The sequence below is a fragment of the Bordetella sp. genome, from assembly GCF_051960075.1.
Taxonomy (GTDB): Bacteria; Pseudomonadota; Gammaproteobacteria; order Burkholderiales; family Burkholderiaceae_B; genus Bordetella.
On the sequence record NZ_JBQCER010000019.1, the window covers coordinates 36403 to 61599 of the forward strand.

The following is a 25197-nucleotide window of genomic DNA, read 5'->3' on the forward strand; positions in this document are numbered from 1 at the left end:
TAGTTCGGCTGTATTTCAAATGATAATGGTTTTTATTTCTATTCAATAAATCTGCCGGGGATCAAAGGCAGCACGACCGACACCCTACTCATGATGAACTCTTCCTTGCCGTTCAAAAAAACCGCGATCGCCACGCTCGTCGCGCTCTCCCATGCCGGACTTGTCGCCCCGCTCGCAGCGGCGCAGGGCATTACCGCGACCTCTCAAGCCACATCGGAGCCGCAACAGACCGATGCAAGCGCCGATGCCGCGGCCACCCTGCCTGTCGTGCAGGTGAACGCGGCGGCGCTTTCCGATGTGCAGACCCGGGCGCTGCCGTCGTACAAGTTCACGGCGCCGCTCATCGACACGCCGCGCTCGATCACCGTAGTGCCTCAGGAAGTGATCAAGGAAAAAAACGTCTCCACGTTCGAAGACGCGCTGCGCACCGTGCCCGGCGTCACCTTCATGGGCGGCGATGCGGCGGCGAACCCGTCGGCGGATCGCCCGGTGATCCGCGGCTTCGAATCGCGCAATTCGATCTTCGTTGACGGTATGCGCGACTCGGGCGTGCAGAACCGCGAGACGTTCGACATCGAGAGCGTGAGCGTCATCAAGGGCCCGGATTCGGTCTATGCGGGCCGCGGCGCGGTGGGCGGCAGCATCGACATCGCGACCAAGACGCCGCAGGCCGAGAACTTCTTCAACAGCAGCGTGGGGCTGGGCACGAACAACTATCGCCGCTCGACCATGGATTGGAACCAGACGCTGGGCGAGTCCAGCGCGTTTCGCCTGAACCTGATGGGGCATGACGCCGATCAGGCGGGCCGCACCGATATCTACAGCAAGCGCTGGGGGGTGGCGCCCTCGCTCGCGTTCGGCCTGAACAGGCCGACCACGGTCACGTTCAGCTACTACCACATGAGCAATAGCGACATGCCGGATTTCAGCGTGCCGTTCGGCCCGAACGGCGGCACGCCGATCGCCACCGGCCGCAGCCAGTTCTACGGCCTGAACGGACGCGACTATCGCCGCGGCCAGACCGATACGGGCGAAATGAAAGTCGAACACCGCTTCAACGATGGCTGGAAGGTCAGGAACACGACCTTGTACGGCCGCTCGACGCTCGACTACATTGCCACTAATCCGCAGCTCATCGGTACCGGGCCCTATGCCGGCATGCTGGCCCTGCAGGCCAAGAGCGGAAAGTATGCAACCAACAGCCTGGCGAATCAGACCGAATTGACCGGAAAGTTCGATCTGGCCGGCATGCGCCACACCATGACGACGGGGCTGGAGTTCAGCAACGAGCGGGACGTCTACTCGGGCTATCTGGTGAGCGATTCGACGGGCGCCAACATGCGGTCGATCGGCTCGAGCGGCTTTGCCTCGTGCGCGGTCGCCTACAACTGCACGCCGGTTGGGAGCTGGAATCCGAACAATCCGTGGACGGGCAGCGTATTGCTCGACGGCGACATGAACTTCCCCGGCCCCACGACGTACACCACGACGAATATCGCTTCGGCCTATTTGTTCGACAGCATGAAGATTTCCGAACAATGGCTCTTTAACGCGGGCGTGCGTCTGGACAACTATCGGGTGAACGCGCAGCAGGCAGCCTATGTGTCCTCGCCCGCAAATGCGTCGATCCCGGCGGCCAATCTGAACAACGATTCGACCCTGTTCAGCTATCAATTCGGTCCGGTGTTCAAGCCGATTCCTGAACTTAGTCTTTATGCGTCCTACGGCACCTCGTCGAATCCGCCGGGCGCCAACTCGGGCCTGGGCGGAGCCAGCCAGAGCGGCAGCAACAATCAATTGACGGCGTCCACGCAAAATCTTGCTCCCGAGCGCTCGCGCAATATCGAGGTCGGCGCGAAATGGGACGTGCTCGATCGGCGGCTCTCGCTGACGACGGCTCTGTTCCAGACCGACCGCACCAATGCGATCGTGAGCGACGGTCTGGGCGGCTATACCAACGCGGGCTCGCAGCGTGTGCGCGGCGTCGAGTTCGGTTTCGCCGGCAATCTGACCAAAAAATGGAAGGTGTTCGGCGGCTATTCCTACCTCGACGCGGTCACCGTCAGCGGCGGACCTTCGGCGTCCGGCGCCACGCTCGCGGGCACACCGATGACGATGGTGCCCAAGCACAGCTTCACCCTCTGGACGAGCTACGACGTGTTGCCCCGGGTCAATGTGGGAGCGGGCATGACGATGTCGAGCCTGGTCTATGCTTCGGTGTCGTCCAGCAAGCGCAACTGGACTCCCGGCTATGCCAAGTTCGACGCCGCGGTGACATGGCACGCGACCAAGAACATGGATCTTCAGCTGAACATCAACAATATTTTCGACAAGCAGTACTACCAGGCCGCGTATCCGATCTACGCGACCTGGGCGCCGGGGCGTTCGGCAGTGCTGACGATGAATCTATCTCTGTGAGGTCGCGGCTTGCGCATCGGCGCGCCCAGGCGCGGTGTTTTTGCCAAGGGCTGCGCCGCTAGCGCAGTATCAGGAGCGGCACGCGCAACTGCCCGAGTATGGCCGTGGTCGTGCTGCCCAGCATGAGGTGCCGGATATGCGTATGGCCGTAGGCGCCCATGACCAGAAGGTCGATGCCGTGCCGCTCGGCATAGTCGCCCAGCGCCGCCGCGGGCTCGCCCGGGACGCGCACGGCCTGAACCGCGAACCCTGCCTGCGCCAACTGCGCGTGGGTGCGCTCCAGCGCGGCCTGCGCCGGCGCAGACGTGCGGCCCACCATCACCAGATGTGCCGGCAGGCCTGCCAGCAGGGGACTGCGGCTCACCATGTCCACCGTCCTGTCTGCCGTGGGGCTGCCGTCGTAGGCCACCATGAAACTGGCGGGATCCCTGAAGTCTGCACCGGCCACCATGATGGGCCGGTGCAGCCCGCGCACGGCATATTCCAGCCGATGATCGGGCAGCAGCCGCGACGCTTTGATGCGGTGTTCGTGATGGCCCAGCACGAACAGGCGCGTGTCGGCTTCGACCTCCAACAGAATGTCGAGCAGGCTGCCTTGGCGCTGCGTGCAGGCGACGCGCGTGGCGCCCTGAGCGCGCGCGCGTTCCATGGCCATCTGCAGGCATTGCCGCCCCTGTTCCTGCAGCAGGTCGTTGCGTTGGCGGTCCAGCTCGGCCAGATCCTGCAGCAGGGATTCCTGCGAACTGAGCCAGATATTGCCTGTCAGCTCCGAAAGCGGGAGGTAGTCGGGCGCTTTTTCCATGACGTGCAGAAAATCCAGGTCGGCGTCGAGCCGGCCGGCCGCCCAGATGGCGTAGTCGCATATGCCCGGAGTGCGGGCGATGCCGTCGATGCAGGCGATGATTTGCTTCATAGGGGGCCTCCTGCAGCGGATAGACGCGGGTGTTGCTATGGAGCCAGCATACGCTTTAGCGCGGCGATTTGTTCGGCCGCCGCGGCGATGGCGGTGTCTTCGACGGCGCGGTAGCACTGAATCAGCGCCAGGCCGCTGGGCGTGACCACCGAGCCGCCGCCATGCGCACCGCCGGTGGCAGTGGCGACGGCTGGCTCGCGCAGCGAGCGATTGAGTTCGTCGACCAGCAGCCACGCTCTGCGATAAGACATGCCCAGCTCGCGTGCCGCTGCGCTGATGGAATGCGTGCGCTCTATGGCCTGCAATAGCGCGATCTTGCCGGGGCCGATCGCGATGTCGTCGCCACGGTACACGCGCATGCGCAACTGCATGCGGTGGGAAGGAGAGTCGTTCCGGGGCTTATGCATTCTGCACATTATGCTGGCTTATTTTTCTTAAAATAAGCTTAATTAACATGCGCAAGCGCAATATCGCGACTCAGGTGGTGATTTGCCTCGGCCATGAACTGGATCCCGGCCAGCCTGCACACGAGCTTCGGTTTTGCGCAGGTAGCGCGGCGGTGGGTGAGTTTCTGGGCTTCAGGCAGGGTCCGGGCCTGCCGATGTCGGCCGTAGCAGGCCTGATCCGACACGAGCCGCTTTAAGTCATCGGGTCGCCCGGCAACCCGATTTTCTGGAGACGCCCGCGGCAAATGAACGCTTCAACCGCGTTTTTCTCCGCCCAGCGTATCGACGAGCTCGGTCATGAGCTTTGCCAGCTCGCCGGTCATCAGGGTGAAGTCGGACTCGAACTTCTCGTCGTCGTTCAAAAGCGCAGCGTCTTCGCTTTCCTTGATCACGTCGAGCGGCGCCACGCGCTTGACGTCCAGCGCTTCGGTCAACACGAAAGACACCCGGTCGGCCCAGGTCATGGCCAGGCGGGTGCATTGCTTGCCCGACTGAATATGGCGGCGCACCTCGTCGGCTTCCAGCGCATGTTTGACGTAGCGGATGGCCGCCCGGCTTTCGCCCGAGGCGCGCAGCTCGGCGTCGCGGTCGATGGTGAAGTTGCCGGGAACCTCGTCTGCGGCCAGCCAGCCCGTCATGGCCGAGGCCGGCGACGTGGCGACGAAGAGGTTTTCCAGGGGTAGCGCGTCGATCGATTTGACCAGCAGGCCTATGGCTTCGTCGGCCTTGGCCGAGGCGGCGGCGTCGACCACCAGCCAGTGGTTGACGGTGTCGATCCAGATACGGGTGTCGCGGTAGATGCTGAAGGCGCGGGGCAGGAGCTCGTCGGTGACGCGTTCCTTGATTTCCTTCATTTGTTTTCGGCCGGGCTTATAGCCCTGCTGTTCTTCGATTTCCTGCGCGCGGGCACGGGCCGTCTGGTTGACGACGGTGGCGGGCAGAAGTTTCTTCTCGGCGCGCAGGGCCAGCAGGATCTGCTTGTTGCCCACGTGAGCCAGAGGCCCGCCTTCTCGCGGCGCGACCCAGCCCAGGCTCTGCATTTCCAGGTTGTTGCCGGCCCGATAGGCGTGTCTGCTCAGGGCCGTTTCTAGCGCTTCCCCAAAGAGTTTCCAGGGGGCCGACAGGCGGTAGATCTTGAGATTCTTGAACCACATGGCTTTGGGCAAAAGCAGCGATTCTATACGACGTCCGCCTGAAGAAGACGTCATGTGTTGGTACATATGCGTACAGTTTCGACGCCGGGTGTTTGAAAAACTGAATTCGTCTTTCCGGCTGGCCATTTCGCTCGCCGGAACGCACTCCGAACCGATAAGGAGCAAACAATGCAAAAGCGAAATCCTGTATTTAAGGCCGCAGCTATCGCGGTCATGGCCGGCAGCCTCGCGCTGGCCGGCTGCACGACCACGCAGAACACGCCCGACAATGCGTCGACCAATGCATCGAAGCGCGAAGCGATCAATGCATCGGTCAATGCGACGCTGTCTCGTCTTTATGCGAAAGTGCCCGGTTCGCGCGAGCTCGTCGCCAAATCGCGTGGCGTGCTTGTGTTTCCGAATGTGATTCAGGCCGGCTTCTTCGTGGGCGGCCAGACCGGCAATGGCGCGTTGCGCGTGGGCGGAGCGACGGTGGGCTACTACAACACGTCGTCGTTGTCGGTCGGCCTGCAGGCCGGCGCGCAATCGAAGGCCGTCATCTTTCTGTTCATGACGCAGGATGCCTTGACCAAATTCCGCAGTTCCGACGGATGGGCCGCCGGCGCCGATGCGTCGGTTGCCGTGGTCAAGCTCGGCGTCAACGGCGCGGTCGATACGACCACAGCGACGTCGCCGGTGCAGGTGTTCGTGCTGACCAACGCCGGTTTGATGGGAGATGTATCGATCAACGGCACCAAGGTGACCCGACTCGATCTCTGACGTCTGACAAGACAAAGCAAAAAAAGAGGCCAGCACATAGTGCTGGCCCTCATAAGGCACACAATGCCGCGTCAAAAAGGCTCGCGGGGGACACGGCATCGGCGTCAGTTCCGGATCCTGGTTTTTTCCGGCAGGGGATCTGTATGCAGGAAAAGCGATCCAAGACCAAGAGCTGATGGAAGCAGTCTAGGTTTCCGGCACTGACAGCGTTCTGAACTTTCCGGCCTGGATCCGCGAAGAAATTTCGGACTGTTTCAGGCAGGCGCTTTTGCGGGCAAGGCGAATCCGTCGCGGGCTCGCGGCGTCATGATTTTGGATGGAGCGTTTCTCCGCGGGCAAGCATCTGGACGTACTTCTCGATGCGAGCCGCACGCGTCGCCGGCCTCTTGGCATCGCCTATACGGTAAAGAATCGCATATCGATTCTGTCCATCGAGCCCGTCGTAGGCTTTTCTCGCTGCGGGATTGGCCTGCAGCGCGGCATGAAGATCTTCCGGCATGGCGGCTTTGCCGGCCGACGGGTAGGCGGCATCCCAGCGTCCGTCGGCCTTGGCTTTTTCGATCTGGTCGAGCCCGCGCGGCGTCATCCTGCCGCAAGCGATCAACTGCTGCGCGCGCTCGCGATTGTTCTGGGACCATTTGCTTTTCGCCCTGCGCGGCGTGAATTTGACGAGAAAGTGCGCCTCGTCGAAGCGGTCCAGCTGACCATCGATCCAACCGTGGCACAGCGCAATATCGATCGCCTCCTGCTTGGATATCGAGGGGATGCCGGATGCCTTTTTGGCAAACTTCACCCAGGCGCCGGGATCGTCGATCGCTCGATCCGCCAGCCAGGCTTCGAAATCTTGCGAATTGGCGAACGAGCAGATATGGCGCTCTTGAGCCGGTTTGGTCATCGCTGCGTCCTGGTCGAAAACCCGTCCGCAGCAGTATGCATCGAAATACTGTTTGAACGGCTGGCGGGGAGTGAGTTCGATGTTCCCGAACAAAAAAGCCGGATTCCGCTCTGCGCGGAATCCGGCCCTGAAGCGCCGGACGGGTGGTCCGGCCCGGACGGAGCGTGCTTTAGGCGTTGATGTCGACGTCTTTGGTTTCGCGGATGAAAAGCGTGCCGATCACCAGGGTCACGACGGCGATGATGATGGGATACCAGAGACCGTCGTATATGTTGCCCGTGGCCGCTACGATGGCAAAAGCCGCCGGGGGCAGGAAACCGCCGAACCAGCCGTTGCCGATGTGATAAGGCAGGCTCATCGAGGTATAGCGGATGCGGGTGGGGAACATCTCGACCAGCATCGCGGCGATGGGGCCGTAGACCATGGTGACCAGAATGACCAGGATGGCCAACAGCACGACCACCATCACGTTGTTGGTCTGCGCAGGATCGGCCTTGGCCGGATAGCCGTGGGTGCGGATGGCCGACGTCAGCGCCTTGTCCAGCTCGGCCGCTTTGGTCTTGAACTCGGCGGCGGGCAGGCTTGAGCCTTCGAACGACGAGAACTGGGTGTCACCGATCTTGACGCTGGCCACCGTGCCGGCCGGCGCGGTCTGGTTTTGGTAGTTGACCGAGTTGCGCGCCAGGAACGACTTGACGATGTCGCACGAGCTCTTGAACGAGGATGTGCCTACCGGATTGAACTGGAATGAGCAGGTGGCCGGATCGGCGATCACGGTGACCGGGGCGGAGGCCTGGGCCTTTTCCAGCGCCGGATTGGCGTAGTGCGTGATGCTCTTGAAGATCGGGAAATAGATCAGCGCCGCGATCAGGCAGCCCGCCATGATGATGGGCTTGCGGCCGATGCGGTCGGACAGGCCGCCGAAAATCACGAAAAAGGGTGTGCCGATGAGCAGCGCCACGGCGATCATGACGTTGGCCGTGCCGGCATCGACCTTGAGTGTCTGCGTGAGGAAGAAGAGGGCGTAGAACTGACCCGTGTACCAGACCACCGCCTGGCCGGCGGTCAGACCCAGCAGGGCCAGGATCACGATCTTGCCGTTCTTCCATTGGCCGAAGGATTCGGCGATCGGGGCCGTGGAACCCTTGCCTTCTTCTTTCATGCGCAGGAAGGTGGGAGACTCGTTGAGCTGCAGGCGGATCCAGACGGAGATGGCCAGCAGAATGCTGGATACCAGGAAGGGGATGCGCCAGCCCCAGTCGGCGAAGTTCTTCTCGCCGATGGCCAGGCGCACGCCCATGATGATCAGCAGCGAGAGGAACAGGCCCAGCGTGGCGGTGGTCTGGATCCAGCTGGTGAAATAGCCGCGGCGGTTGTGCGGCGCATGCTCGGCCACGTAGGTGGCCGCGCCGCCGTATTCGCCGCCCAGCGCCAGGCCTTGCAGCAGGCGCAGCAGGATGAGCAGGACCGGAGCGGCGATGCCGATCGTGGCGTAGCTGGGCAGCAGGCCGACGATGAAGGTCGACAGGCCCATGATGAGAATGGTGACGAGGAAGGTGTACTTGCGACCGACCAGATCGCCCAGGCGGCCGAAGACCAGGGCGCCGAAGGGGCGAACCGCAAAGCCGGCGGCGAAGGCCAGCAGCGCGAAGATAAAGCCGGCGGTGGGGTTGACGCCGGAGAAGAAGTGCCCGGCAATGATGGCCGCCAGCGAACCGTATAGGTAGAAGTCGTACCACTCGAACACGGTGCCGAGTGACGAGGCGAAGATGACGCGGCGCTCATCGCGCGTCATGGGGCGCGGTTGCGCACCCGCCTGCGTAGTAATGGTGCTCATAATGTCTCCTCTGTGTGGCCGGCGCTTGTGCGCCGTGCTCGGTCGCGCCTGCGCGGACGGCGTCCGGCGGCTGGAGCGTAAGGTAGGAGCCGACGCTGACGAGAGGCTGACATTTTCAACTAAACGTCAATTTTCAGTGCGAACATGTCGGCCCAATATGAGCTCGAAGTCTGGGCTGGTTCTCGTATTACTGGATTGATCTGCATCAGGACAGGCATTACAACCCCCCATCATCCCGAATATTGACCCGCGTTCGAAAACGAAGAGCGACCAGGCGCGGCTGGTGTTGGCCAATATGCGAGGCTGCAGGTACCGCGCGGTACCCGTCTCACGACAATTTTTTTAGCCGCTCTAAGAGCAGGAGGAAGACCATGACAATCACGCGCAGACAAATTCTGACCGGTGCCACGGCGCTGGCAGCCACCGCTGCATTCCAGCCGGCTTTCGCCGCGCGCAAGACGGTGATCAAGCTGGGCCTGGACCTGGCGAGCGACCATCCGACGACCGTGAATCTGAACGCCGCCGCAGCCAAGCTCAAAGACGCGACCAAGGGCGAAGTCACGCTGCAGGTGTTCCCCAGCAGCCAGCTCGGCGACGATACGCACATGCTGGCGAACCTGCGCTCGGGCGCCATGCAGATGATGGCGATCGGCGACAACATTTTGGCGTCGCTGGTGCCGACCGCCGCGATCAATAACGTCGGTTTCGCTTTCAAGTCGACGGAAATGGCGTGGTCGGCGATCGACGGCAAGGTGGGCGCGATGGTGCGCGCCGATATCGAGAAGGCCGGGCTGCACGCCATGCCTCGCATCTGGGACGAGGGCTTCCGCCAGGTCACGTCCAGCACCAAGCAGATCAACACCCCCGAGGACCTGCACGGCTTCAAGATCCGCGTCCCGCCCAGCCCGATCTCGCTCTCGCTGTTCCAGTCGCTGGGCGCGGCTGCGACCACGATCAATATCGCCGAGCTCTACACCGCGCTGCAGACCCACGTGGTCGATGGACAGGAAAACCCGTACGGCAATATCGAGACGCAGAAGTTCTACCAGGTGCAGAAGTACTGCTCGGTCACGAACCACATGTGGGTCGGCTACTGGCTGCTGATGAACGGCCAGTTCTGGGCCGGACTGCCCGACGCGCACAAGAAGGTGATCTCCGACACGTTCGACGCCCAGGCGCTGCAGCAGCGCAAGGACAACCAGAAGCTGGAGGAATCGCTCGAAGCCACGCTCAAGAAGCAGGGCCTGGAGTTCGCCACGCCCGATACCACGGCGTTCCAGAAGGCGCTCACCCAGTCCGGTTTCTACAAGACCTGGAAAGAGAAGTTCGGCGCGCAGCTCTGGGCAGCCCTCGAAAGCACCACCGGCCCGCTCGCGTAAAATGCTTGCCGGTCAGAGAACAATAAATATCCGAAGGGGATAGTTTGTGAACAGTTTCTTTCGCGGCCTCGATCGGGTCGTCGACTTGGTCAGCCAATGGGTAGCCGGTTGCCTGGTCGCCATCGAAGTCATTCTCCTGTTTGCCGGGGTGGTCGGGCGCTACGCGTTCGATCATCCCCTGGTCTGGACGGGCGAGCTCGCGGAGATTCTGTTTCTCTGGCTGGTAAGTCTCGGGGCGGTGATTGCCTTGCGCCGCACCGAGCACATGCGCATGACCGTGATCCTGAACCGCCTGGGTTCGAGCGCCCAGCGGTTGGCCGGCTGTCTGGCGGCTACGCTGGTCGTGGTCGTGACGCTGGGCCTGATCGTCCCCGGCATAGGTTATGCCGGGCAGCAGGCGGCGATCCTGACTCCAGTGCTGCAGATGCCCGGTTCCTGGGAGACCTACGGACAGATCGCGGCGCTGGTCCTCCTGCTCTATGTTGCGCTGCGCCAGCTGCTCGGCAATGCGAACTGGACCGAGATCGCGTCCGTGGTGATCTTCTGCGCCGTGATCTGGTTCGCGCTCGACCGCGTCGAGAACGCCTTCGACCTGGGCAACGCCGAGCTGTTGATCTATTTCCTGGGCATGGTCGGCTTTTGCATCTTTCTGGGTGTGCCGATCGCCTTCAGCTTCGCGGTCTCGACCTTCGCCTACATTCATTTCACTAGTACGATTCCGCTCTCGGTCATCATCAGCCAGATGGACCAGGGCATGTCTTCCCTCGAACTGCTGGCTGTGCCCATGTTCGTCGTGCTCGGCTTGCTGCTGGAGATGACCGGCATCGCCCGCGCCATGATCAATTTTCTGGCCGCCCTGGTCGGTCACCGGCGCGGCGGGCTGCATTATGTGCTGATCGCCGCCATGTACCTGATTTCGGGCATTTCGGGCTCGAAGGCCGCCGACCAGGCGGCGGTAGCCCCGGTGCTGCTGCCCGAGATGCGCCGGCGCGGCGTGGCCCCCGGCGAACTCGCCGCGCTACTGGCCTCATCGGCCGCCATGTCCGAAACGATTCCGCCCAGCCTGGTCCTGATCATCGTCGGCGCGGTCACCGGCGTCTCGATTTCGGCGCTGTTCACCGGCGGCCTGCTGCCCGCGGGCCTGGCCGCCCTCGGGCTGGCCGTGCTCGTGTTCTTTCGCACCCGCAAGGACAAGCCGCAAGGCGAACAGGCCAATGCCCGTGAAATCGGCCGCCTGTTCGTGGTGGCCCTGCCCGCGCTCATCCTGCCCTTTTTGATCCGCTATGTCGTGTTGGCCGGCATTACCACCGCGACCGAAGTGGCCACGGTCGGCGTGGTCTATTCGGTCCTGGTCGGCCTGTTCGTCTATCGCTGCTTCGACTGGCGCCGACTGATGCCGATCCTGGTCGAGACCGCGGCGCTGTCGGGCGCCATCCTGCTCATCATCGGCTCGGCCAGCGCCATGGCCTGGTCGCTGACCCAGGCCGGCTTCGCCCAGTCGCTGGCCGACATCATGACTCACCTGCCCGGGGGCAGCGCCGGCTTCATGGCCGTCTCGGTGGTGCTGTTCCTGGTGCTGGGTAGCGTGCTCGAAGGCCTGCCGGCCATGGTGCTGTTCGGCCCGCTGCTGTTCCCGGTGGCCCAGCAGCTCGGCATCCACGAGGTGCAGTACGGCATTGTCGCCATCCTGGCCATGGGCATCGGCCTGTTCTCGCCGCCCTTCGGCGTGGGCTTCTACCAGACCTGCCTGATCGGCAAGGTGTCCAGCGACGAGGCCCTGGGCCGCATCTGGCCTTACCTGGCCGTCCTGATCGTGGCGCTGATTGCCGTCGCCTGCGTGCCCTGGTTCTCGACCGGATTCCTCTAAGGCTCGGCGGCGCTCGAAGCGCCGCGAAGCAGGTTCAGGCCGGCGCTGCCGGGAATGCCACCCGGACCAGCGTACCGCTGCGATCCGGTGCGGTTTCCCCTGAACCCGACGCAACGGCGCCCGACGGTTCGACGATATCGACCTCGGCGCGATGCTTCTGCGCGATTTCCCGCACGATGGCCAGGCCCAGGCCGCTGCCGTCGGTGCGGGTGCCCAGTACCCGATAGAAGCGGTCGAAAACCCGTTCGCGCTCGGCAAGGGGGATGCCAGGACCGGAATCTTCGACTTCAAGCCGGACCTGTATGTCGGTCCGCGTCACGCGCACTGTGACGCGGCCACCCTCGGGCGTATAGCGCAGGGCATTGTCGATCAGATTGTTGAGCAATTCGGCCAGCAGAACGGGGTTGCCGTGCATGAGCGCCGGTCGCTGCGCTTCCTCGAAGCCCAGGTCGATACGGCGGGCCAGGGCCTGCGGCACCCATAGCGCGGCCTGCTGCGAGGCCAGTGCGTTGAGATCGCAGGCGGCCAGCCCGGCCGGGTCGGGATGCTCGGCTCGGGCCAGCAGCAACAGCTGATTGACCAATCGAGTGGCGCGCTCGGATCCGGCGACGAGCTGGCGCAGGCTGGACTGCATCTCGTCGGGGCTCGCATCGCGCAAGGCCAGTTCGGCCTGGGTGCGCAGGCCGGCCAGCGGCGTCTTGAGCTGGTGCGCCGCGTCGGCGACGAAACGGCGCTGCGCCGCCACGTTGGCCGAGAGCCGGTCGAGCAGCTCGTTCATCGCGCCCACCAGCGGCGCGATTTCGGTGGGGGCCGCGCGCGCATCGATGGGCGAGAGGTCGCTGGGCCGGCGCGCCCGCAGGCGCTGCTGCAGGGCGTTGAGCGGCGCCACGCCGCGACTCAGGCCAAACCAGACCAGCAGTACCGCGATAGGCAGCACCGCGAATTGCGGAATGATCACGCCTTTGATGATGTCGTCGGCCAACTGCGTGCGCTTTTCCATAGTCTCGGCCACGGCCAGCAGCGCGGGTCTGGCATCGGCCGCGCCGAGCGTGATCCAGGTATAGGCCAGGCGCAGGTTGAAACCGCGCACCGCGCCGTCGGCATAGAGCACCTTGCCCGGTTGGGGCGTACCCAGTTCGTCGGGCAGCGGCAGGGCGCGGTCGCCGCCCAGGTACTCGCCGTGTCCGCCCAGGGCAAGCCAGGAAATATTGCCGGTTTCGTCGGTGCGCAGCGCCTGGCGCGCACTGTCGCTCAGGTGCAGGGCCGCGTGCCCGCCCTCCATGCGCACTTGGCTGGCGAGCAGGCGCAGATCGTGGGCCAGGCCCTGATCGTAGGGGACGTTGGCGATGTGCTGCGCGACCACATAGGTGATGGCCACGCTCATGGGCCATAGCAGGAAAAGCGGAGCCAGCATCCAGTCCAGGATCTCGCCCAGCAGCGAGCGCTGCGGCGGCGCCAGACTGGGGCCCTTGGCGCCGGCTTGCAAGGCGGCCAGGGCCTCCGGGTTGAGCGCCGCCGGCCTGCGCGGGCGCTTATCGCGCGCCTTGCGCCACAGCACTTTGTTCCCGTTCCAGGCAATAGCCCAGGCCGCGCACGGTGACGATCTTCACGCCGCTGGGTTCGAGCTTCTTGCGCAGGCGGTGCACGTAGACCTCGATGGCATTGGTGGTGACCTCGTCGCCCCATTCGCACAGGTGATCGACGAGCTGGTTTTTGCTGACCATGCGGCCCGTGCGCGCCAGCAGAATTTCGAGCAGGCCGACTTCGCGGGCCGAAAGGTCCAGGGGCTGGTCTTCGACGCTGGCCACGCGCCCGGTCTGATCGAACACCAGTCTGCCGTGGCGCACCAGCGTGCTGCCGCCGCCTGCGCCGCGCCGCGTGAGGGCTCGCACCCGCGCCTCCAGTTCGGACAGGGCGAAGGGCTTGGCCATGTAGTCGTCCGCGCCCAGATCCAACCCTTGTACGCGCTGCTCGACGCTGTCGGCGGCGGTCAGGATGAGCACGGGCAGCAGCGACTGGCGCGCCCGCAGGCGGCGCAGCACCTCCAGACCCGCGAGCTGGGGCAGTCCCAGATCTAGAATGAGCAGGTCGAAAGTCTGCGAAGCCAGGGCGAGATCGGCAGCCGAGCCGTCTCCGACCACGTCCACGGCATAGCCGCCGCGGCGCAGAGAGCGGGATAGTCCGTCGGCCAGGATGCTGTCGTCTTCGGCGATCAGGATGCGCATGAGGGTGAGGTTGACGTTTTTCTGAAGCGAATTTTTGCACGAGGCGGCAGAAAATTCCCTCGGGCCGCACCCTATGGGCCGGCGGTCCGGCGTGACGCCTCGTGCCGGCGCGGTCGAGCGACAAAAAACTGGCACACTGTTTTTATATCCAGTATTATTCAGTGCATAATTTGCCGCCCGATCCACCCCAGATCGACCTACCCAAGACGGAACTCCAGGACACCCCATGAACGACAAGACCGCAAAATCGGCCGGCTCGGCCAACTCGGAAAAGGCCAAGGCGCTGGCCGCGGCCCTCTCGCAAATCGAAAAGCAATTCGGCAAGGGGTCGATCATGCGTTACGGCGACAACGAGGTCGAGCACGACATCCAGGTGGTGTCCACCGGCTCCCTCGGCCTGGACATCGCCCTGGGCGTGGGCGGCCTGCCGCGCGGTCGCGTCATCGAGGTCTACGGCCCGGAATCCTCCGGCAAGACCACGCTTACGCTGCAGGTCATTGCCGAAATGCAGAAGATCGGCGGCACCTGCGCCTTCATCGATGCCGAACACGCGCTGGACGTGCAGTACGCGTCCAAGCTGGGCGTCAACCTGGCAGACCTGCTTATCTCCCAGCCCGATACCGGCGAACAGGCATTGGAAATCACCGACGCGCTGGTGCGTTCCGGCTCGGTCGATCTCATCGTGATCGACTCGGTGGCCGCCTTGGTGCCCAAGGCCGAAATCGAAGGTGAGATGGGCGATTCCCTGCCGGGTCTGCAGGCCCGTCTGATGAGCCAGGCCCTGCGCAAACTCACGGCCACCATCAAGAAGACCAATTGCATGGTCATCTTCATCAACCAGATCCGCATGAAGATCGGCGTGATGTTCGGCAATCCCGAGACCACGACGGGCGGCAATGCGCTCAAGTTCTATTCGTCGGTGCGTCTGGACATCCGACGCATCGGTTCGATCAAGAAAGGCGAAGAAGTCGTCGGCAACGAAACCCGCGTCAAGGTCGTCAAGAACAAGGTTTCGCCTCCCTTCAAGCAGGTCGAGTTCGACATCATGTACGGCGCCGGCATCTCGCGCGAAGGCGAAATCATCGATCTGGGCGTGCAAGCGAACATCGTCGAGAAGTCCGGCGCCTGGTACAGCTACAACGGCAACCGTATCGGCCAGGGCAAGGACAACGTCCGCGAATACCTCAAGGAAAACCCCGCCATCGCCATCGAGATCGAAAACCGGGTCCGCGAAAACCAGGGCATCGTCAGCCGCGCCGCCGCCTTCACCGCTTCGGCCGAAGAAGTCGCCGATGCCGATTCCACCGAAGAATAAGCCTCGCCGCGCCGTCGTCGGGGGCGCACCTGCCGACGACGGCGGCTTCGAAACGGTGGTTCCGTGCTCGCGGGTTTCATCCGTGCCGGCCTCCTCGGATACCGAGGCCGATAATTCGGCCGATGTTTCGGCCGGCACCGCGGCCCAAGCCCCACGACGAGGCCTCTCGCTCAAAGCCCGCGCCGTCGGCTATCTCTCGCGCCGCGAATACGCCCGCGACGAACTGGCCCGCAAACTGCGCCCCTACACCGAAGACCCGGCCGAAATCGACGCTGTCCTCGATGCCCTGCAACGCGAAGGCTGGCAGAGCAACGAGCGCTTCGCCGCGAGCCTGGTCCACCGCCGTGCACCGCTGCGCGGCGCCGCTCGCATTCTCCAGGAACTGCGTCAGCACGGCGTGGACGACGCCGTGGTCGCCGAAGCCGGCGCCCGCCTCAAGGCCACCGAACACGAGCGAGCCCAGGCCGTCTGGTCCAAGCGCTACAGCGTCAAACCCGCCGACCGCAACGACTACGCCCGTCAGGCCCGCTTCCTGGCCAGCCGAGGCTTCTCGCAGGAAGTCATACACCGCGTCCTGGGCCAAGGCGACGAAGACGAGTAAGAGGCAAGCAGAGGGTGAAAGTTCTTCGAGGCACATTACCTCGAGAACCCCGGAGGAATCCGAAGCGCGGGGCCGGCCAACCGGAGCTCACCGGGCGAGCATCAGAATTCCGCCGGTCAGCCTCGATGGCTAAAAAACTCAAAGCGGCTTCTCCCAAAGAGCCATAACGCCCCCTGACTCCCCTGTCCGAAGTTACATTCGAGCGCATCCCCGCTGCGCTATACTCGTATGGTTTTGCTGCTATGCGTCATTTACAGCCGCGCACGCCATGTCCCTTCCCAAGCCGGAAACCTCACGCAAACTTCTGCACACGCGTTCCATACGCGTGCAGGCCTATGAGCGATCCGACGGCCTGATGGATCTCGAAGCCGAACTCATCGACTACAAAGGCTACGATTTTCACCGTATCGACGGCATGGTCAACAAAGCCGGCGATCACGTCCACGACATGACTCTGCGCGTCACCATCGATGCCGAGTACACCATCGTCGACGCCCAGGCCAGCTACGCAGCGGCGCCCTACGATGCGTCCTGCATGGCCATCACGCCCGCCTACCGCGATATGGTGGGCATGAATCTATTGAAGAATTTCCGGCGGCAGGTCAAGGAGCGTTTCGGGCGTACTGCCGGCTGCACGCACATGACGGAACTCTCGCAGGTGCTACCTACCGCTGCGGTGCAAGCCAACGCCGGCGCTCGCCGCAACCGGGCGGGCCAGAGTAACGCCGACAAGCGTCCTTTCCAGCTCGACGGCTGCCATGCGCTGAGCACCGACGGCCCGATTGTTCTGAAGTATTACCCCCGGTGGTACGCCGGGCGCCAGGAAGGCGAGCAAGGCGAAGCCGCAGCGGCCGCCTCGCCCGACATGTCGTCCTGATTTTGCGCCTGACGCCTTTTCCTCATTACACACACGTCCTGACAGGTAACACATGAAAATCCACGAGTATCAAGGCAAGGAATTGCTGAAGAAATTTGGCGTGCCCGTGCCCCGCGGCATTCCCGCGTTTTCCGTTGAAGAGGCCGTGGCTGCTGCCGAAAAGCTGGGCGGGCCGGTCTGGGTCGTCAAGGCGCAGATCCACGCGGGCGGTCGCGGCAAGGGCGGCGGCGTGAAGCTGGGCAAGTCGCTGGACGAGGTCAAGACGCTGGCCGGCCAGATCCTGGGCATGCAGCTCAAGACGCATCAAACCGGCCCCGAAGGCCAGAAAGTACGCCGCCTCTACATCGAGGAAGGCGCGGACATCAAGAAAGAACTGTATGTGTCCGTCGTGACCGATCGCGCCACGCAGAAAGTGGCCATCATCGCCTCGAGCGAAGGCGGCATGGACATCGAGGAAGTGGCGCATTCCACGCCCGAGAAGATCATCACCGAGTACGTTGATCCGCTGACCGGCCTGACCAAGGCTCAAGGCGAGAAAATTGCCAAGGCCATCGGCCTGACCGGCCATTCGGTCGACCAGACCGTGGACGTGCTGCAGAAGCTTTACCAGTGCTACATGGAAACCGACGCCTCGCTGTTCGAGATCAATCCCCTGAACTGCGACAGCAAGGGCAACATCATCGCGCTGGACGCCAAGTTCAACTTCGACCCCAACGCGCTGTTTCGCCATCCCGAGATCGTGGCCTACCGCGACCTGGATGAAGAAGACCCCGCCGAAATCGAAGCTTCCAAGTTCGACCTGGCCTACATCAGCCTGGACGGCAATATCGGCTGCCTGGTGAACGGCGCCGGCCTGGCCATGGCCACCATGGACACTATCAAGCTGTTCGGCGGCGAACCGGCCAACTTCCTGGACGTGGGCGGCGGCGCCACCCCCGAGAAGGTCACCGAAGCCTTCAAGATCATGCTCAAGAACCCCAAGGTCAAGGGCATCCTGGTCAACATCTTCGGCGGCATCATGAAGTGCGACACCATCGCCACCGGCGTGATCACCGCCTGCAAGGCCGTGAACCTGAGCGTGCCGCTGGTCGTGCGCATGAAGGGCACCAACGAAGAACTGGGCAAGAAGATGCTTGCCGAGTCCGGCCTGCCCATCATCAGCGCCGACACCATGGCCGAGGCCGCGACCAAGATCGTCGCCGCCGTCAAGTAAGCCACATTGCCGAGAAGGAATCCAACATGTCGATTTACATCAATAAAGACACCAAGGTCATCACCCAGGGCATCACGGGCAAGACCGGCCAGTTCCACACCGAGAAGTGTCAGGAATACGCCAACGGCAAGAACTGCTTCGTGGCAGGCGTGAACCCCAAGAAGGCCGGCGAGTCGATCTTCAATATCCCCATCTACGGTTCGGTCAAGGAAGCTGCCAGTCAGACCGGCGCCACCGTGTCGGTGATCTACGTTCCGCCCGCGGGCGCCGCCGCCGCCATCTGGGAAGCCGTCGAGGCCGATCTGGACCTGGCGATCTGCATCACCGAGGGCATCCCGGTGCGCGACATGCTCGAAGTGCGCAACAAGATGAAGGCCAAGGAAGCCGCCGGCGGCAAGAAGACGCTGCTGCTGGGCCCCAACTGCCCGGGCCTGATCACCCCCGACGAAATCAAGATCGGCATCATGCCCGGCCACATTCACAAAAAGGGCCGTGTCGGCGTGGTCTCGCGTTCGGGCACGCTGACCTATGAAGCCGTGGCGCAGCTCAGCGAGCTGGGCATCGGCCAGTCGTCTGCCGTCGGCATCGGCGGCGACCCGATCAACGGCCTCAAGCACATCGACGTGAAGAAGGCGTTCAACGACGATCCCGATACCGACGCCGTCATCATGATCGGCGAAATCGGCGGTCCCGACGAAGCCGACGCTGCGCGCTGGTGCAAAGACAACATGAAGAAGCCCGTCGTCGGCTTCATCGCGGGCGTCACCGCGCCCGCGGGCAAGCGCATGGGCCACGCCGGCGCGCTGATCTCGGGCGGCGCCGACACGGCCGAAGCCAAGCTCGCCGTCATGGAAGAGTGCGGTTTCACGGTAACGCGCAACCCGTCGGAAATGGGCAAGCTGCTCAAGGCATTGCTGTAACAGGCGCGCTGGGCCGCAGGCAGGGCCCGAAAACCTCGCCGCGGGCAATACCCCGGCGAGGTTTTTCTTCGCCCGGCGATAAATTCTGACAAAAAACTGTCAACCCTGGGCATTGAAAGTAAAATGCAAACGAACGACGAACGCAGAGGTAGCCGGACGTGCTCGAATTCTTCCAGACCCTGAGCTGGGCCGCGGTCTTACAGATCATCACCATCGACATTCTGCTGGGGGGCGACAACGCGGTCGTGATTGCGATGGCCTGCCGCAACCTGGAGCCGGCCAAGCGCGTCCAGGGGGTGCTTTGGGGCACCGCCGGCGCCATCGTCCTGCGGATCGTGCTGGTGGCCTTTGCGCTCAAGCTCCTGGACCTGCCCTTGCTCAAGCTCGTCGGCGGCCTGCTGCTCCTTTGGGTCGGCGTCAGGCTGATGCTGCCCGACAACACGGCCCACGAGGTACGCGCCGGCGCGTCGGTCGTGTCGGCGATCAAGACCATCATCCTGGCCGACTTCGTCATGAGCCTGGACAATGTGATCGCCATTTCCGGGGCGGCGGAGCGGGCGCATCCCGCCCATCAGCTGGGCCTGGTGGTCTTCGGCCTGCTGGCCAGCATTCCCGTCATCGTATGGGGCAGCACCCTGGTGCTCCGGCTGATCGACCGCTTTCCGATCCTGATCATGCTGGGAGCGGCCTTGCTGGGCTGGATCGCGGGCGGGATGATGGTCGATGACGCTTTCTTGATCTCGCGCATTGGCGAGGCGCCGCTGGCGGTTAAAATCATCGTCGAGATCTGCGGCGCCATGCTGGTCGTCCTGCTGGGACAATGGCTGGCCCGGTGTCGCGACGTCGTTTCCAAGGATGCCCATCATGAGTCTACGTAAATCTGCCCAGCCTACCTCCACGTCCGAATCGCTCAACTCGGGGCTGAGCCTGCTGCAAGGCCTGGGCCTGCTGGCGGCGCTGGGCGTGGTCATCGTCCTGGTGGCCATGCACTTCGCCTGATACCGCCGGTTCTGCTTTCCGACAAACAGACGCGGGCATGCAGCCGACGGCCGTCCTGACCCGGCCGTCGGGCCGCAACGAGGCCCTGGCCGCCAGATTGTCTGCGGCTGGCTGGCAAGCCCTGATTCTGCCTGCCCTGGTTCTCGCTCCCCTGAAAACCACCGATCCGGTCCCCGCTCCGGGCGATTTCGACCTGGTTGTTTTCGTCAGCGGCAATGCCGCTCGGATGTACCTGGCTCAAACGGATCTGCCCGACGGCTGGCCGGCTGCGACGCTTGCCGCCACGGTGGGGCCGGCCAGCGCCCGGGCGCTGCGCGAGGCGCCGCAGTTCGGCCCGCGAGGCCGCGTCGTTCACCCGCCCGAGGACGCGCCGACTCACGACTCCGAGGCCTTGCTGCAATTGCTGTCCAATCTGGGCTTGCCGCGTCGAGCGCTGCTGGTGCGCGGCGAAGCGGGGCGCGACTGGCTGGCCGAACGTCTGGTCGAAGCCGGGGTCGACGTGCGCAGTCATGTCCTTTACCGTCGCAAGCCGGCCGTCTGGTCACAGGACTCGGTGGGGCAACTGCGCCGCCTGGCCGACCAGGCGCAGGCACAGACTTCAGTCTGGCTGCTGACCAGTATTGCGAGCATCGATGCCACGGCAGATGCGGTCCGGGCGGCGGGCCTGTTCGACTGGTGGGCGCGCTGCCGTTTCGTCGTCACGCATCCGCGGCAGGAAGAATATCTGCTTGCGATAGCGGGAAGCTCGGGGCAGACTCCGATGGTAAAAACTTGCATACCCGCTGACGACTCGATTTTCCAGGCCATCGTCACTGCCTGAAATCCGCATCGCCTGCACTATGACAATCGCCACGTACAATCGTGTCCTATGACAGAAACATCTCCCGATCTCTCCGTGCAGGCTTCGAAAGACGGCCAGAATGCACAGGCGGCGGCCGCGCCATCCTCCGGCACGGCCGCTCCGGTCAAGTCGACCGAGCGCAAGCCGCGTAAGGGCGCAGGCCTGCTCAAGGCCTTCGTGCTGCTGCTTATCGTGGCGGCCGCGCTGGCGGCGGCGTTGTGGAACCAATACCGCGAGTCCCAGATCGCCGAAAAGGCGTTTGCCGGCCAGATAGGCCGCCTCAACAGCGATCTGGCGCAGGCGCGCCAGACGGGGGCCCAGGCGCTGGCGCTGGCCCAGTCGCAAACGGGCCAGGTCGCCGATCTGGAAAACCGCATCCGCGAAGTACAGACGCAAAACAGCGCCTTGCAGCAGGCCTGGCAGAGCTTCTCCAGCGGCGGCAGCGATGAAATGCTGCTCAACGACGTCGAGCGCAGCGTCGACCTGGCCAATCAGCAACTACGCCTGGCGGGCGACGTCAGCAACGCCATCGTGGCGCTGGAAACGGCCCAGTCGCGGCTGGCAAAGGCCAATCGCCCCAGCCTGGTCGGCCTGCAACAGAGCATCAACGGTGACCTGGATCGCCTGCGCGCCGTCAGCACGGTCGACGTGCCGACTCAAACCGCGCGGCTCGAGCGCCTGATGAGCCTGGTCGGCCGCGCACCCATGCTGGTACCCGGCGCCGCCGCGGCGCAAGCCGCGCCGGAAGTCGCGGCGCCTGCCTCGCCCGCCGAGCAGGCCGCAGCCGATCTGCCTGCCGATGCATCGTGGTGGCTGCGTTGGCGCGCCGAAATGGCGACGTGGCCGGCCCGCGTCGCCACGGTCATGGTGCGTGAATTCGGCGACCTGATCCGTGTACAGCGCGTGGCCAAGCCGGACGCGATCCTGCTGTCGCCCGAGCAGACCGGCATGGTGCGCGCCACCTTGCGCCAGCGCCTGATGACGGCCCAACTGGCCCTGATGATGCGCCAGCAGCCGGTCTGGAAAACCGAACTCGACAATGTCCAGGAAACGCTGGCGCACTACTACGACACACACACGCCGGACGTCATGTCGGCGCAGGAACTGGCTCATCAGCTGGATCAGACCGAGATCTCCGTGCGCTTGCCCGATATTTCCGACAGCCTGAACGCACTCGCGGCGCTGCGTTCCGCGGCTGCGAAGAACGGGCAGGATTCCGGCGGACAGGATGCCGCCCCCAAGAACGGACAGGACTGACGCATGCGTACCTGGCTTTGGACCCTGTTGCTGGTCGTCGTCGCGGTTTGCGTTGCCGTGGTGCTGCGCCAGCATCCCGGCAATGTACTTTTGATGATCTCGCCTTGGCGCGTCGAGATGTCGCTTACGATGGCGCTGCTGTCGCTGGTGGCCCTGTTCGTAGCGCTTTATGTGGTGCTGCGTCTTCTGGGTTGGCTGCTCGCCATTCCCGACCACATGCGGGCGTGGAGCGGCCGCCGCGCCCAGGCTCGCGACCAGGAGCTGGTTGAGCAGGGATGGATCGGCCTTTTCGAAGGCCGCTATGCCCAGGCCGAGAAAGGCTTCGTCAAACTGCACAGGCAGACCCGTTCGGTTACCCGCCGGGTGCTGGCCGCACTGTCAGCCGCCCGCGCGGCGCACCAGATGGGCGAATATGCCCGGCGCGACCAGATGCTCGAAGCGGCGCAGGCCGGCGCCGGCGCCGACACTCAACTGCAGGAAACCGTTGCTGCGGTGACGGCAGATCTGCTGCTCGCGCAGGGGCAGGCCCAAAAGGCGCTCGACGCGCTGGCGCCCTTGCAGGACGGCGGCGCCCGTCACGTGCACACCCTGCGCCTATTGCTGCGCGCCGAAAAAGCGCTGGATCACCATGACCGGGTGTTCGCCCTGACGCGCAGCCTGACGCGGCGTCATGCCATTGATAAAGCCGAGGCCCTGCAATTAACCGACCAGTCTGGCGCCGCGCGCTTGCGTGCCGGCACGGCGGACGGCAGCTGGCGCGACGTCTGGAAGGAGCTTAAATCGGACGAGCGGCTGCTGCCCAATATTGCGTTGGCCGCCGCCGCGGCGCTGGACGAGGCCGGCGAGGGCAGCGAGGCCGGGCGCGTGTTGGAAGCGGCCATCGGCGACAAGTTCAATCCTACGCTGGTGTTGGTCTATGCGCATTGTCAGGCCGATCAGGTGCCGCGCCGTCTGGCCCGCGCCGAAACCTGGCTGCAGCAGCGTCCGGTGGATGCCGGTCTGCTTATGGCGCTGGGCCTGCTTTGCCTAAACGGGCAGCTTTGGGGCCAGGCCGAACGCTATCTGCAGCGCAGCCTGTCACGCCGCGACGACCCTCAGTGCCACGCATTGCTAGGACGCCTGTACGACCGCCTGAACCGCCCCCAGGACGCCATGCGGCATTGGCGTCTGGCAACCGAGGCGCGCGTCGTCCTGCCGGTGCTGGCGGCCGACACGGTCCTGCCGCCTGCCGAGACTCAGGCGGACCCCGATCCCTATCACGCCGAGAGCGCATACGATCTGCCGGCGGTCGCGCCGCGCACGATGCCGGCCGAGCCCGAGTCCTTGCCGGTTCCCCCCGCGGTCGATTACGTGATCGAGCCCAATGCGCGCGAGCACCTTGAGCGTGCCCGGCCCGCCGACGAGCTCCCGGCAGCCGTGCCGCCGCGCTCGGCCATCAATGTCGAAGATTTCTTCGATAGCGCGCCCATCCCGGCTGCCGCGTTCGAAGTCCCCGCAACCCAGGCTGGCGAAGATGGCGCGAAGCCGTCCGGCGCGAGCCCGGGCCATCATTCCTACCATCCTCATAGCGAGAAAAAAGGTTGAACCATGAGTCTTGATCGCGTGCCGGCCGGCAAAAGCCTGCCGGATGACTTCAACGTTGTCATCGAAATCCCCGCCAACGCCGAACCCATCAAGTATGAAGTCGACAAGGAGTCGGGCACTGTCTTCGTCGACCGCTTCATGCTGACGGCCATGCACTATCCCTGCAATTACGGCTATATCCCGCAAACCCTGTCGGAAGACGGCGACCCGGCCGATGTGCTCGTCGTTACGCCTTTCCCCATCGCCGTGGGCGCAGTGGTGCGCTGCCGCCCGCTTGGCGTACTGGAGATGGACGATGAATCGGGCGGCGACGCCAAGCTGCTGGCCGTGCCGGTGAGCAAGCTGTACCCCGTCTACGACCACATCCGATCATACGAAGACCTGCCGGCCAACGACATCGCCCGCATCCAGCACTTCTTCGAGCACTATAAAGATCTGGAAAAGGGCAAGTGGGTCAAGGTCAAGGGCTGGAAGGGCGTCGACGCTGCACGCGAAGAAATCGTGCGCAGCGCCGAACGCTACAGCAAGGGCTGATCTCGGTCTTTGGGTTTGCGTTGGCTACTGATTGCCGGTAGTGCTCGGGGTGGCGGTGCTTTTGCCGCTGCTCGACCCGTCTTTGTGGAAGACGCGCTTCACCGTTTTCTTGGTGGCCTGCCAGCCCTTTTTTGCTCCATGGCCGATGTCGCGCGTGACGTCTCGGGCGCCGTGGCCGATATCGACCGCAGCGTCCTTGGTTGCATGGCCAACCTTCTTCGCGCCGTCGGCGATGTCATGTCCGGCGGCTTTTGCGTCGGCCGTGAAACCCTGGCCGGTATTGGCGGATTTATCCTGCGCGTAGGACACGGGGGCGAGCGCCGTGAGGGTCAGTGCGATGAGGGCGAGTTGGCAAGTTTTTTTCATCTGACTATCCTTTTGCGTGGTGTCGAATAAATCGTATCGCATCATGCCGGAAACGATGGTTCGAATGGTTACAGTATTGATCAGCGAGGTTCAATAGTCATGGAATATGTCATCCCTGCGTTACCGGTCGTAGCATTGCCTGTCGCGGGCAGCAAGGCGTTCTTTCCGGTGCACCGCGTCTACTGCGTCGGCCGCAACTACGTCGAGCACGCCAAGGAAATGGGTTTTACGGGTCGCGAGGACCCGTTTTTCTTTTTCAAACCCAACGATGCCCTGGTGCCGGTCGCCGAAGGCGAGACGGGTTCCATGGCGTATCCGTCCAAGACGTCCAACCTGCACCACGAGATCGAGCTGGTCGTGGCGCTGGGCAAAGGGGGCGTCAATCTGTCGCTCGAAGAGGCCGCCGAGTGTGTCTGGGGCTATGCGGTAGGCCTGGACATGACCCGTCGCGATCTGCAGGGCGAGGCCAAGAAGCTGGGCCGTCCCTGGGAAGTGGGCAAGGGCTTCGAGCAGTCGGGCCCTATCGGCCCCATCCATCCCCGCAGCGTCACGGGCACGCTCGAGAAGAACGCGATCTGGCTGGACGTCAACGGCGAGCGCCGTCAGACCAGCACGCTGGACAAGCTGATCTGGAACGTGGCCGAGTCCATCTCCTTCCTGTCGGGCCTATTCGAGCTGAAGGCCGGGGACTTGATCTTTACCGGCACGCCCGAAGGCGTGGCCGCGGTGGTGAAGGGCGACGTGCTCGTGGGTGGCGTCGACGGTCTGGGCGAATTGCGCGTGAAGATCGACTGACT

24 protein-coding genes are annotated in these 25197 nt (G+C 63.8%); 16 read left to right on the plus strand and 8 right to left on the minus strand.

Translation table 11 applies throughout. The annotated features are described in order from the left end of the window. The first annotated feature begins 93 nt into the window (after positions 1–93). Positions 94–2418, plus strand: coding sequence for a TonB-dependent receptor (locus ACTHJ1_RS02235; protein WP_440187111.1), 2325 nt, complete (start codon positions 94–96; stop codon positions 2416–2418). Positions 2419–2476: 58 nt separating this feature from the next. Here the strand turns inward: ACTHJ1_RS02235 and ACTHJ1_RS02240 are convergent, their stop codons facing one another. From ACTHJ1_RS02240 to ACTHJ1_RS02250, 3 genes are all read right to left on the minus strand, one after another. After that, positions 2477–3331: a universal stress protein gene (locus tag ACTHJ1_RS02240; protein WP_440187025.1), complete on the minus strand. Its 855-nt coding sequence runs from the start codon at positions 3329–3331 to the stop codon at positions 2477–2479. Between the two features lie 35 nt (positions 3332–3366). Then, on the minus strand, positions 3367–3738 hold the full coding sequence (locus ACTHJ1_RS02245; protein WP_440187028.1) for a winged helix-turn-helix domain-containing protein: 372 nt from the start codon (positions 3736–3738) through the stop codon (positions 3367–3369). Between the two features lie 293 nt (positions 3739–4031). After that, positions 4032–4931 (minus strand): recombination-associated protein RdgC, encoded by a 900-nt coding sequence (locus ACTHJ1_RS02250; protein WP_440187114.1) that lies wholly within the window; start codon positions 4929–4931, stop codon positions 4032–4034. Positions 4932–5099: 168 nt separating this feature from the next. Here ACTHJ1_RS02250 and ACTHJ1_RS02255 point away from each other — a divergent pair, with 168 nt between their 5' ends. Continuing rightward, positions 5100–5690 (plus strand): BPSL1445 family SYLF domain-containing lipoprotein, encoded by a 591-nt coding sequence (locus ACTHJ1_RS02255; protein WP_440187031.1) that lies wholly within the window; start codon positions 5100–5102, stop codon positions 5688–5690. A 304-nt stretch (positions 5691–5994) separates the two neighbouring features. On the opposite strand, the gene ACTHJ1_RS02260 is transcribed toward ACTHJ1_RS02255, so the two are convergent. Both ACTHJ1_RS02260 and ACTHJ1_RS02265 read right to left on the minus strand, forming a co-directional pair. Beyond that, positions 5995–6585: a YdeI/OmpD-associated family protein gene (locus tag ACTHJ1_RS02260; RefSeq protein WP_440187034.1), complete on the minus strand. Its 591-nt coding sequence runs from the start codon at positions 6583–6585 to the stop codon at positions 5995–5997. Between the two features lie 169 nt (positions 6586–6754). After that, a complete protein-coding gene (locus ACTHJ1_RS02265; protein WP_440187037.1) occupies positions 6755–8422 on the minus strand; it encodes an MFS transporter in 1668 nt (555 codons plus the stop codon). Positions 8423–8793: 371 nt separating this feature from the next. Here ACTHJ1_RS02265 and ACTHJ1_RS02270 point away from each other — a divergent pair, with 371 nt between their 5' ends. Both ACTHJ1_RS02270 and ACTHJ1_RS02275 read left to right on the plus strand, forming a co-directional pair. Next, entirely contained in the window at positions 8794–9801 is a 1008-nt protein-coding gene (locus ACTHJ1_RS02270) for a TRAP transporter substrate-binding protein (protein WP_440187040.1), read from the plus strand. A gap of 46 nt (positions 9802–9847) precedes the next feature. Beyond that, positions 9848–11668, plus strand: coding sequence for a TRAP transporter large permease (locus ACTHJ1_RS02275; protein WP_440187043.1), 1821 nt, complete (start codon positions 9848–9850; stop codon positions 11666–11668). A gap of 34 nt (positions 11669–11702) precedes the next feature. On the opposite strand, the gene ACTHJ1_RS02280 is transcribed toward ACTHJ1_RS02275, so the two are convergent. Beyond that, positions 11703–13082, minus strand: a complete 1380-nt coding sequence (locus ACTHJ1_RS02280) for a sensor histidine kinase N-terminal domain-containing protein (protein WP_440187117.1) — start codon at positions 13080–13082, stop codon at positions 11703–11705. 118 nt (positions 13083–13200) lie between these two features. Continuing rightward, positions 13201–13893 (minus strand): response regulator, encoded by a 693-nt coding sequence (locus ACTHJ1_RS02285; protein WP_440187045.1) that lies wholly within the window; start codon positions 13891–13893, stop codon positions 13201–13203. A gap of 226 nt (positions 13894–14119) precedes the next feature. Between ACTHJ1_RS02285 and recA the strand changes: the two genes are divergently transcribed. From recA to ppa, 11 genes are all read left to right on the plus strand, one after another. Continuing rightward, the gene (gene recA / locus ACTHJ1_RS02290) at positions 14120–15208 is read left to right on the plus strand and encodes a recombinase RecA (RefSeq protein WP_440187048.1); all 1089 of its coding nucleotides are present in this window, start codon (positions 14120–14122) and stop codon (positions 15206–15208) included. Continuing rightward, on the plus strand, positions 15186–15809 hold the full coding sequence (recX, locus tag ACTHJ1_RS02295) for a recombination regulator RecX (protein ID WP_440187051.1): 624 nt from the start codon (positions 15186–15188) through the stop codon (positions 15807–15809). Before recA ends, recX begins: the two co-directional genes overlap by 23 nt. A gap of 268 nt (positions 15810–16077) precedes the next feature. After that, complete coding sequence (locus ACTHJ1_RS02300) at positions 16078–16686, plus strand: DUF2889 domain-containing protein (RefSeq protein ID WP_440187054.1); 609 nt, start codon at positions 16078–16080, stop codon at positions 16684–16686. A gap of 52 nt (positions 16687–16738) precedes the next feature. After that, positions 16739–17899 carry an ADP-forming succinate--CoA ligase subunit beta gene (sucC, locus tag ACTHJ1_RS02305; RefSeq protein ID WP_440187057.1) on the plus strand — a complete coding sequence of 387 codons (1161 nt, stop codon included), beginning with the start codon at positions 16739–16741 and terminating at the stop codon, positions 17897–17899. Between the two features lie 26 nt (positions 17900–17925). Further along, positions 17926–18819 (plus strand): succinate--CoA ligase subunit alpha, encoded by an 894-nt coding sequence (gene sucD / locus ACTHJ1_RS02310; protein ID WP_440187059.1) that lies wholly within the window; start codon positions 17926–17928, stop codon positions 18817–18819. 158 nt (positions 18820–18977) lie between these two features. Beyond that, on the plus strand, positions 18978–19697 hold the full coding sequence (locus ACTHJ1_RS02315) for a TerC family protein (RefSeq protein WP_440187062.1): 720 nt from the start codon (positions 18978–18980) through the stop codon (positions 19695–19697). Then, on the plus strand, positions 19684–19818 hold the full coding sequence (locus ACTHJ1_RS02320; RefSeq protein ID WP_440187065.1) for a hypothetical protein: 135 nt from the start codon (positions 19684–19686) through the stop codon (positions 19816–19818). The genes ACTHJ1_RS02315 and ACTHJ1_RS02320 overlap by 14 nt, the downstream gene beginning before the upstream one ends. A gap of 37 nt (positions 19819–19855) precedes the next feature. Continuing rightward, entirely contained in the window at positions 19856–20638 is a 783-nt protein-coding gene (locus ACTHJ1_RS02325) for a uroporphyrinogen-III synthase (RefSeq protein WP_440187068.1), read from the plus strand. Positions 20639–20686: 48 nt separating this feature from the next. Further along, a complete protein-coding gene (locus ACTHJ1_RS02330; RefSeq protein WP_440187071.1) occupies positions 20687–21916 on the plus strand; it encodes a uroporphyrinogen-III C-methyltransferase in 1230 nt (409 codons plus the stop codon). Between the two features lie 3 nt (positions 21917–21919). After that, the gene (locus tag ACTHJ1_RS02335; protein WP_440187074.1) at positions 21920–23500 is read left to right on the plus strand and encodes a heme biosynthesis HemY N-terminal domain-containing protein; all 1581 of its coding nucleotides are present in this window, start codon (positions 21920–21922) and stop codon (positions 23498–23500) included. A 3-nt stretch (positions 23501–23503) separates the two neighbouring features. Continuing rightward, positions 23504–24034 (plus strand): inorganic diphosphatase, encoded by a 531-nt coding sequence (gene ppa / locus ACTHJ1_RS02340; protein WP_440187077.1) that lies wholly within the window; start codon positions 23504–23506, stop codon positions 24032–24034. A 24-nt stretch (positions 24035–24058) separates the two neighbouring features. Here ppa and ACTHJ1_RS02345 read toward each other — a convergent pair whose 3' ends face one another. Beyond that, positions 24059–24445, minus strand: a complete 387-nt coding sequence (locus ACTHJ1_RS02345; RefSeq protein ID WP_440187080.1) for a hypothetical protein — start codon at positions 24443–24445, stop codon at positions 24059–24061. A 54-nt stretch (positions 24446–24499) separates the two neighbouring features. Between ACTHJ1_RS02345 and ACTHJ1_RS02350 the strand changes: the two genes are divergently transcribed. Then, positions 24500–25195 (plus strand): fumarylacetoacetate hydrolase family protein, encoded by a 696-nt coding sequence (locus ACTHJ1_RS02350; RefSeq protein ID WP_440187083.1) that lies wholly within the window; start codon positions 24500–24502, stop codon positions 25193–25195. Positions 25196–25197 lie beyond the last annotated feature (2 nt).

What these genes read in the sequence shown, in the direction of transcription:
- ACTHJ1_RS02235 (WP_440187111.1), top strand. Translation starts at nt 94, where the DNA reads ATGAACTCTTCCTTGCCGTTCAAAAAAACCGCGATCGCCACGCTCGTC.
- ACTHJ1_RS02240 (WP_440187025.1), bottom strand. Translation starts at nt 3,331, where the DNA reads ATGAAGCAAATCATCGCCTGCATCGACGGCATCGCCCGCACTCCGGGC.
- ACTHJ1_RS02245 (WP_440187028.1), bottom strand. Translation starts at nt 3,738, where the DNA reads ATGCATAAGCCCCGGAACGACTCTCCTTCCCACCGCATGCAGTTGCGC.
- ACTHJ1_RS02250 (WP_440187114.1), bottom strand. Translation starts at nt 4,931, where the DNA reads ATGTGGTTCAAGAATCTCAAGATCTACCGCCTGTCGGCCCCCTGGAAA.
- ACTHJ1_RS02255 (WP_440187031.1), top strand. Translation starts at nt 5,100, where the DNA reads ATGCAAAAGCGAAATCCTGTATTTAAGGCCGCAGCTATCGCGGTCATG.
- ACTHJ1_RS02260 (WP_440187034.1), bottom strand. Translation starts at nt 6,585, where the DNA reads ATGACCAAACCGGCTCAAGAGCGCCATATCTGCTCGTTCGCCAATTCG.
- ACTHJ1_RS02265 (WP_440187037.1), bottom strand. Translation starts at nt 8,422, where the DNA reads ATGAGCACCATTACTACGCAGGCGGGTGCGCAACCGCGCCCCATGACG.
- ACTHJ1_RS02270 (WP_440187040.1), top strand. Translation starts at nt 8,794, where the DNA reads ATGACAATCACGCGCAGACAAATTCTGACCGGTGCCACGGCGCTGGCA.
- ACTHJ1_RS02280 (WP_440187117.1), bottom strand. Translation starts at nt 13,082, where the DNA reads ATGCTGGCTCCGCTTTTCCTGCTATGGCCCATGAGCGTGGCCATCACC.
- ACTHJ1_RS02285 (WP_440187045.1), bottom strand. Translation starts at nt 13,893, where the DNA reads ATGCGCATCCTGATCGCCGAAGACGACAGCATCCTGGCCGACGGACTA.
- recA (WP_440187048.1), top strand. Translation starts at nt 14,120, where the DNA reads ATGAACGACAAGACCGCAAAATCGGCCGGCTCGGCCAACTCGGAAAAG.
- recX (WP_440187051.1), top strand. Translation starts at nt 15,186, where the DNA reads ATGCCGATTCCACCGAAGAATAAGCCTCGCCGCGCCGTCGTCGGGGGC.
- ACTHJ1_RS02300 (WP_440187054.1), top strand. Translation starts at nt 16,078, where the DNA reads ATGTCCCTTCCCAAGCCGGAAACCTCACGCAAACTTCTGCACACGCGT.
- sucC (WP_440187057.1), top strand. Translation starts at nt 16,739, where the DNA reads ATGAAAATCCACGAGTATCAAGGCAAGGAATTGCTGAAGAAATTTGGC.
- sucD (WP_440187059.1), top strand. Translation starts at nt 17,926, where the DNA reads ATGTCGATTTACATCAATAAAGACACCAAGGTCATCACCCAGGGCATC.
- ACTHJ1_RS02320 (WP_440187065.1), top strand. Translation starts at nt 19,684, where the DNA reads ATGAGTCTACGTAAATCTGCCCAGCCTACCTCCACGTCCGAATCGCTC.
- ACTHJ1_RS02325 (WP_440187068.1), top strand. Translation starts at nt 19,856, where the DNA reads ATGCAGCCGACGGCCGTCCTGACCCGGCCGTCGGGCCGCAACGAGGCC.
- ACTHJ1_RS02330 (WP_440187071.1), top strand. Translation starts at nt 20,687, where the DNA reads ATGACAGAAACATCTCCCGATCTCTCCGTGCAGGCTTCGAAAGACGGC.
- ACTHJ1_RS02335 (WP_440187074.1), top strand. Translation starts at nt 21,920, where the DNA reads ATGCGTACCTGGCTTTGGACCCTGTTGCTGGTCGTCGTCGCGGTTTGC.
- ppa (WP_440187077.1), top strand. Translation starts at nt 23,504, where the DNA reads ATGAGTCTTGATCGCGTGCCGGCCGGCAAAAGCCTGCCGGATGACTTC.
- ACTHJ1_RS02345 (WP_440187080.1), bottom strand. Translation starts at nt 24,445, where the DNA reads ATGATGCGATACGATTTATTCGACACCACGCAAAAGGATAGTCAGATG.
- ACTHJ1_RS02350 (WP_440187083.1), top strand. Translation starts at nt 24,500, where the DNA reads ATGGAATATGTCATCCCTGCGTTACCGGTCGTAGCATTGCCTGTCGCG.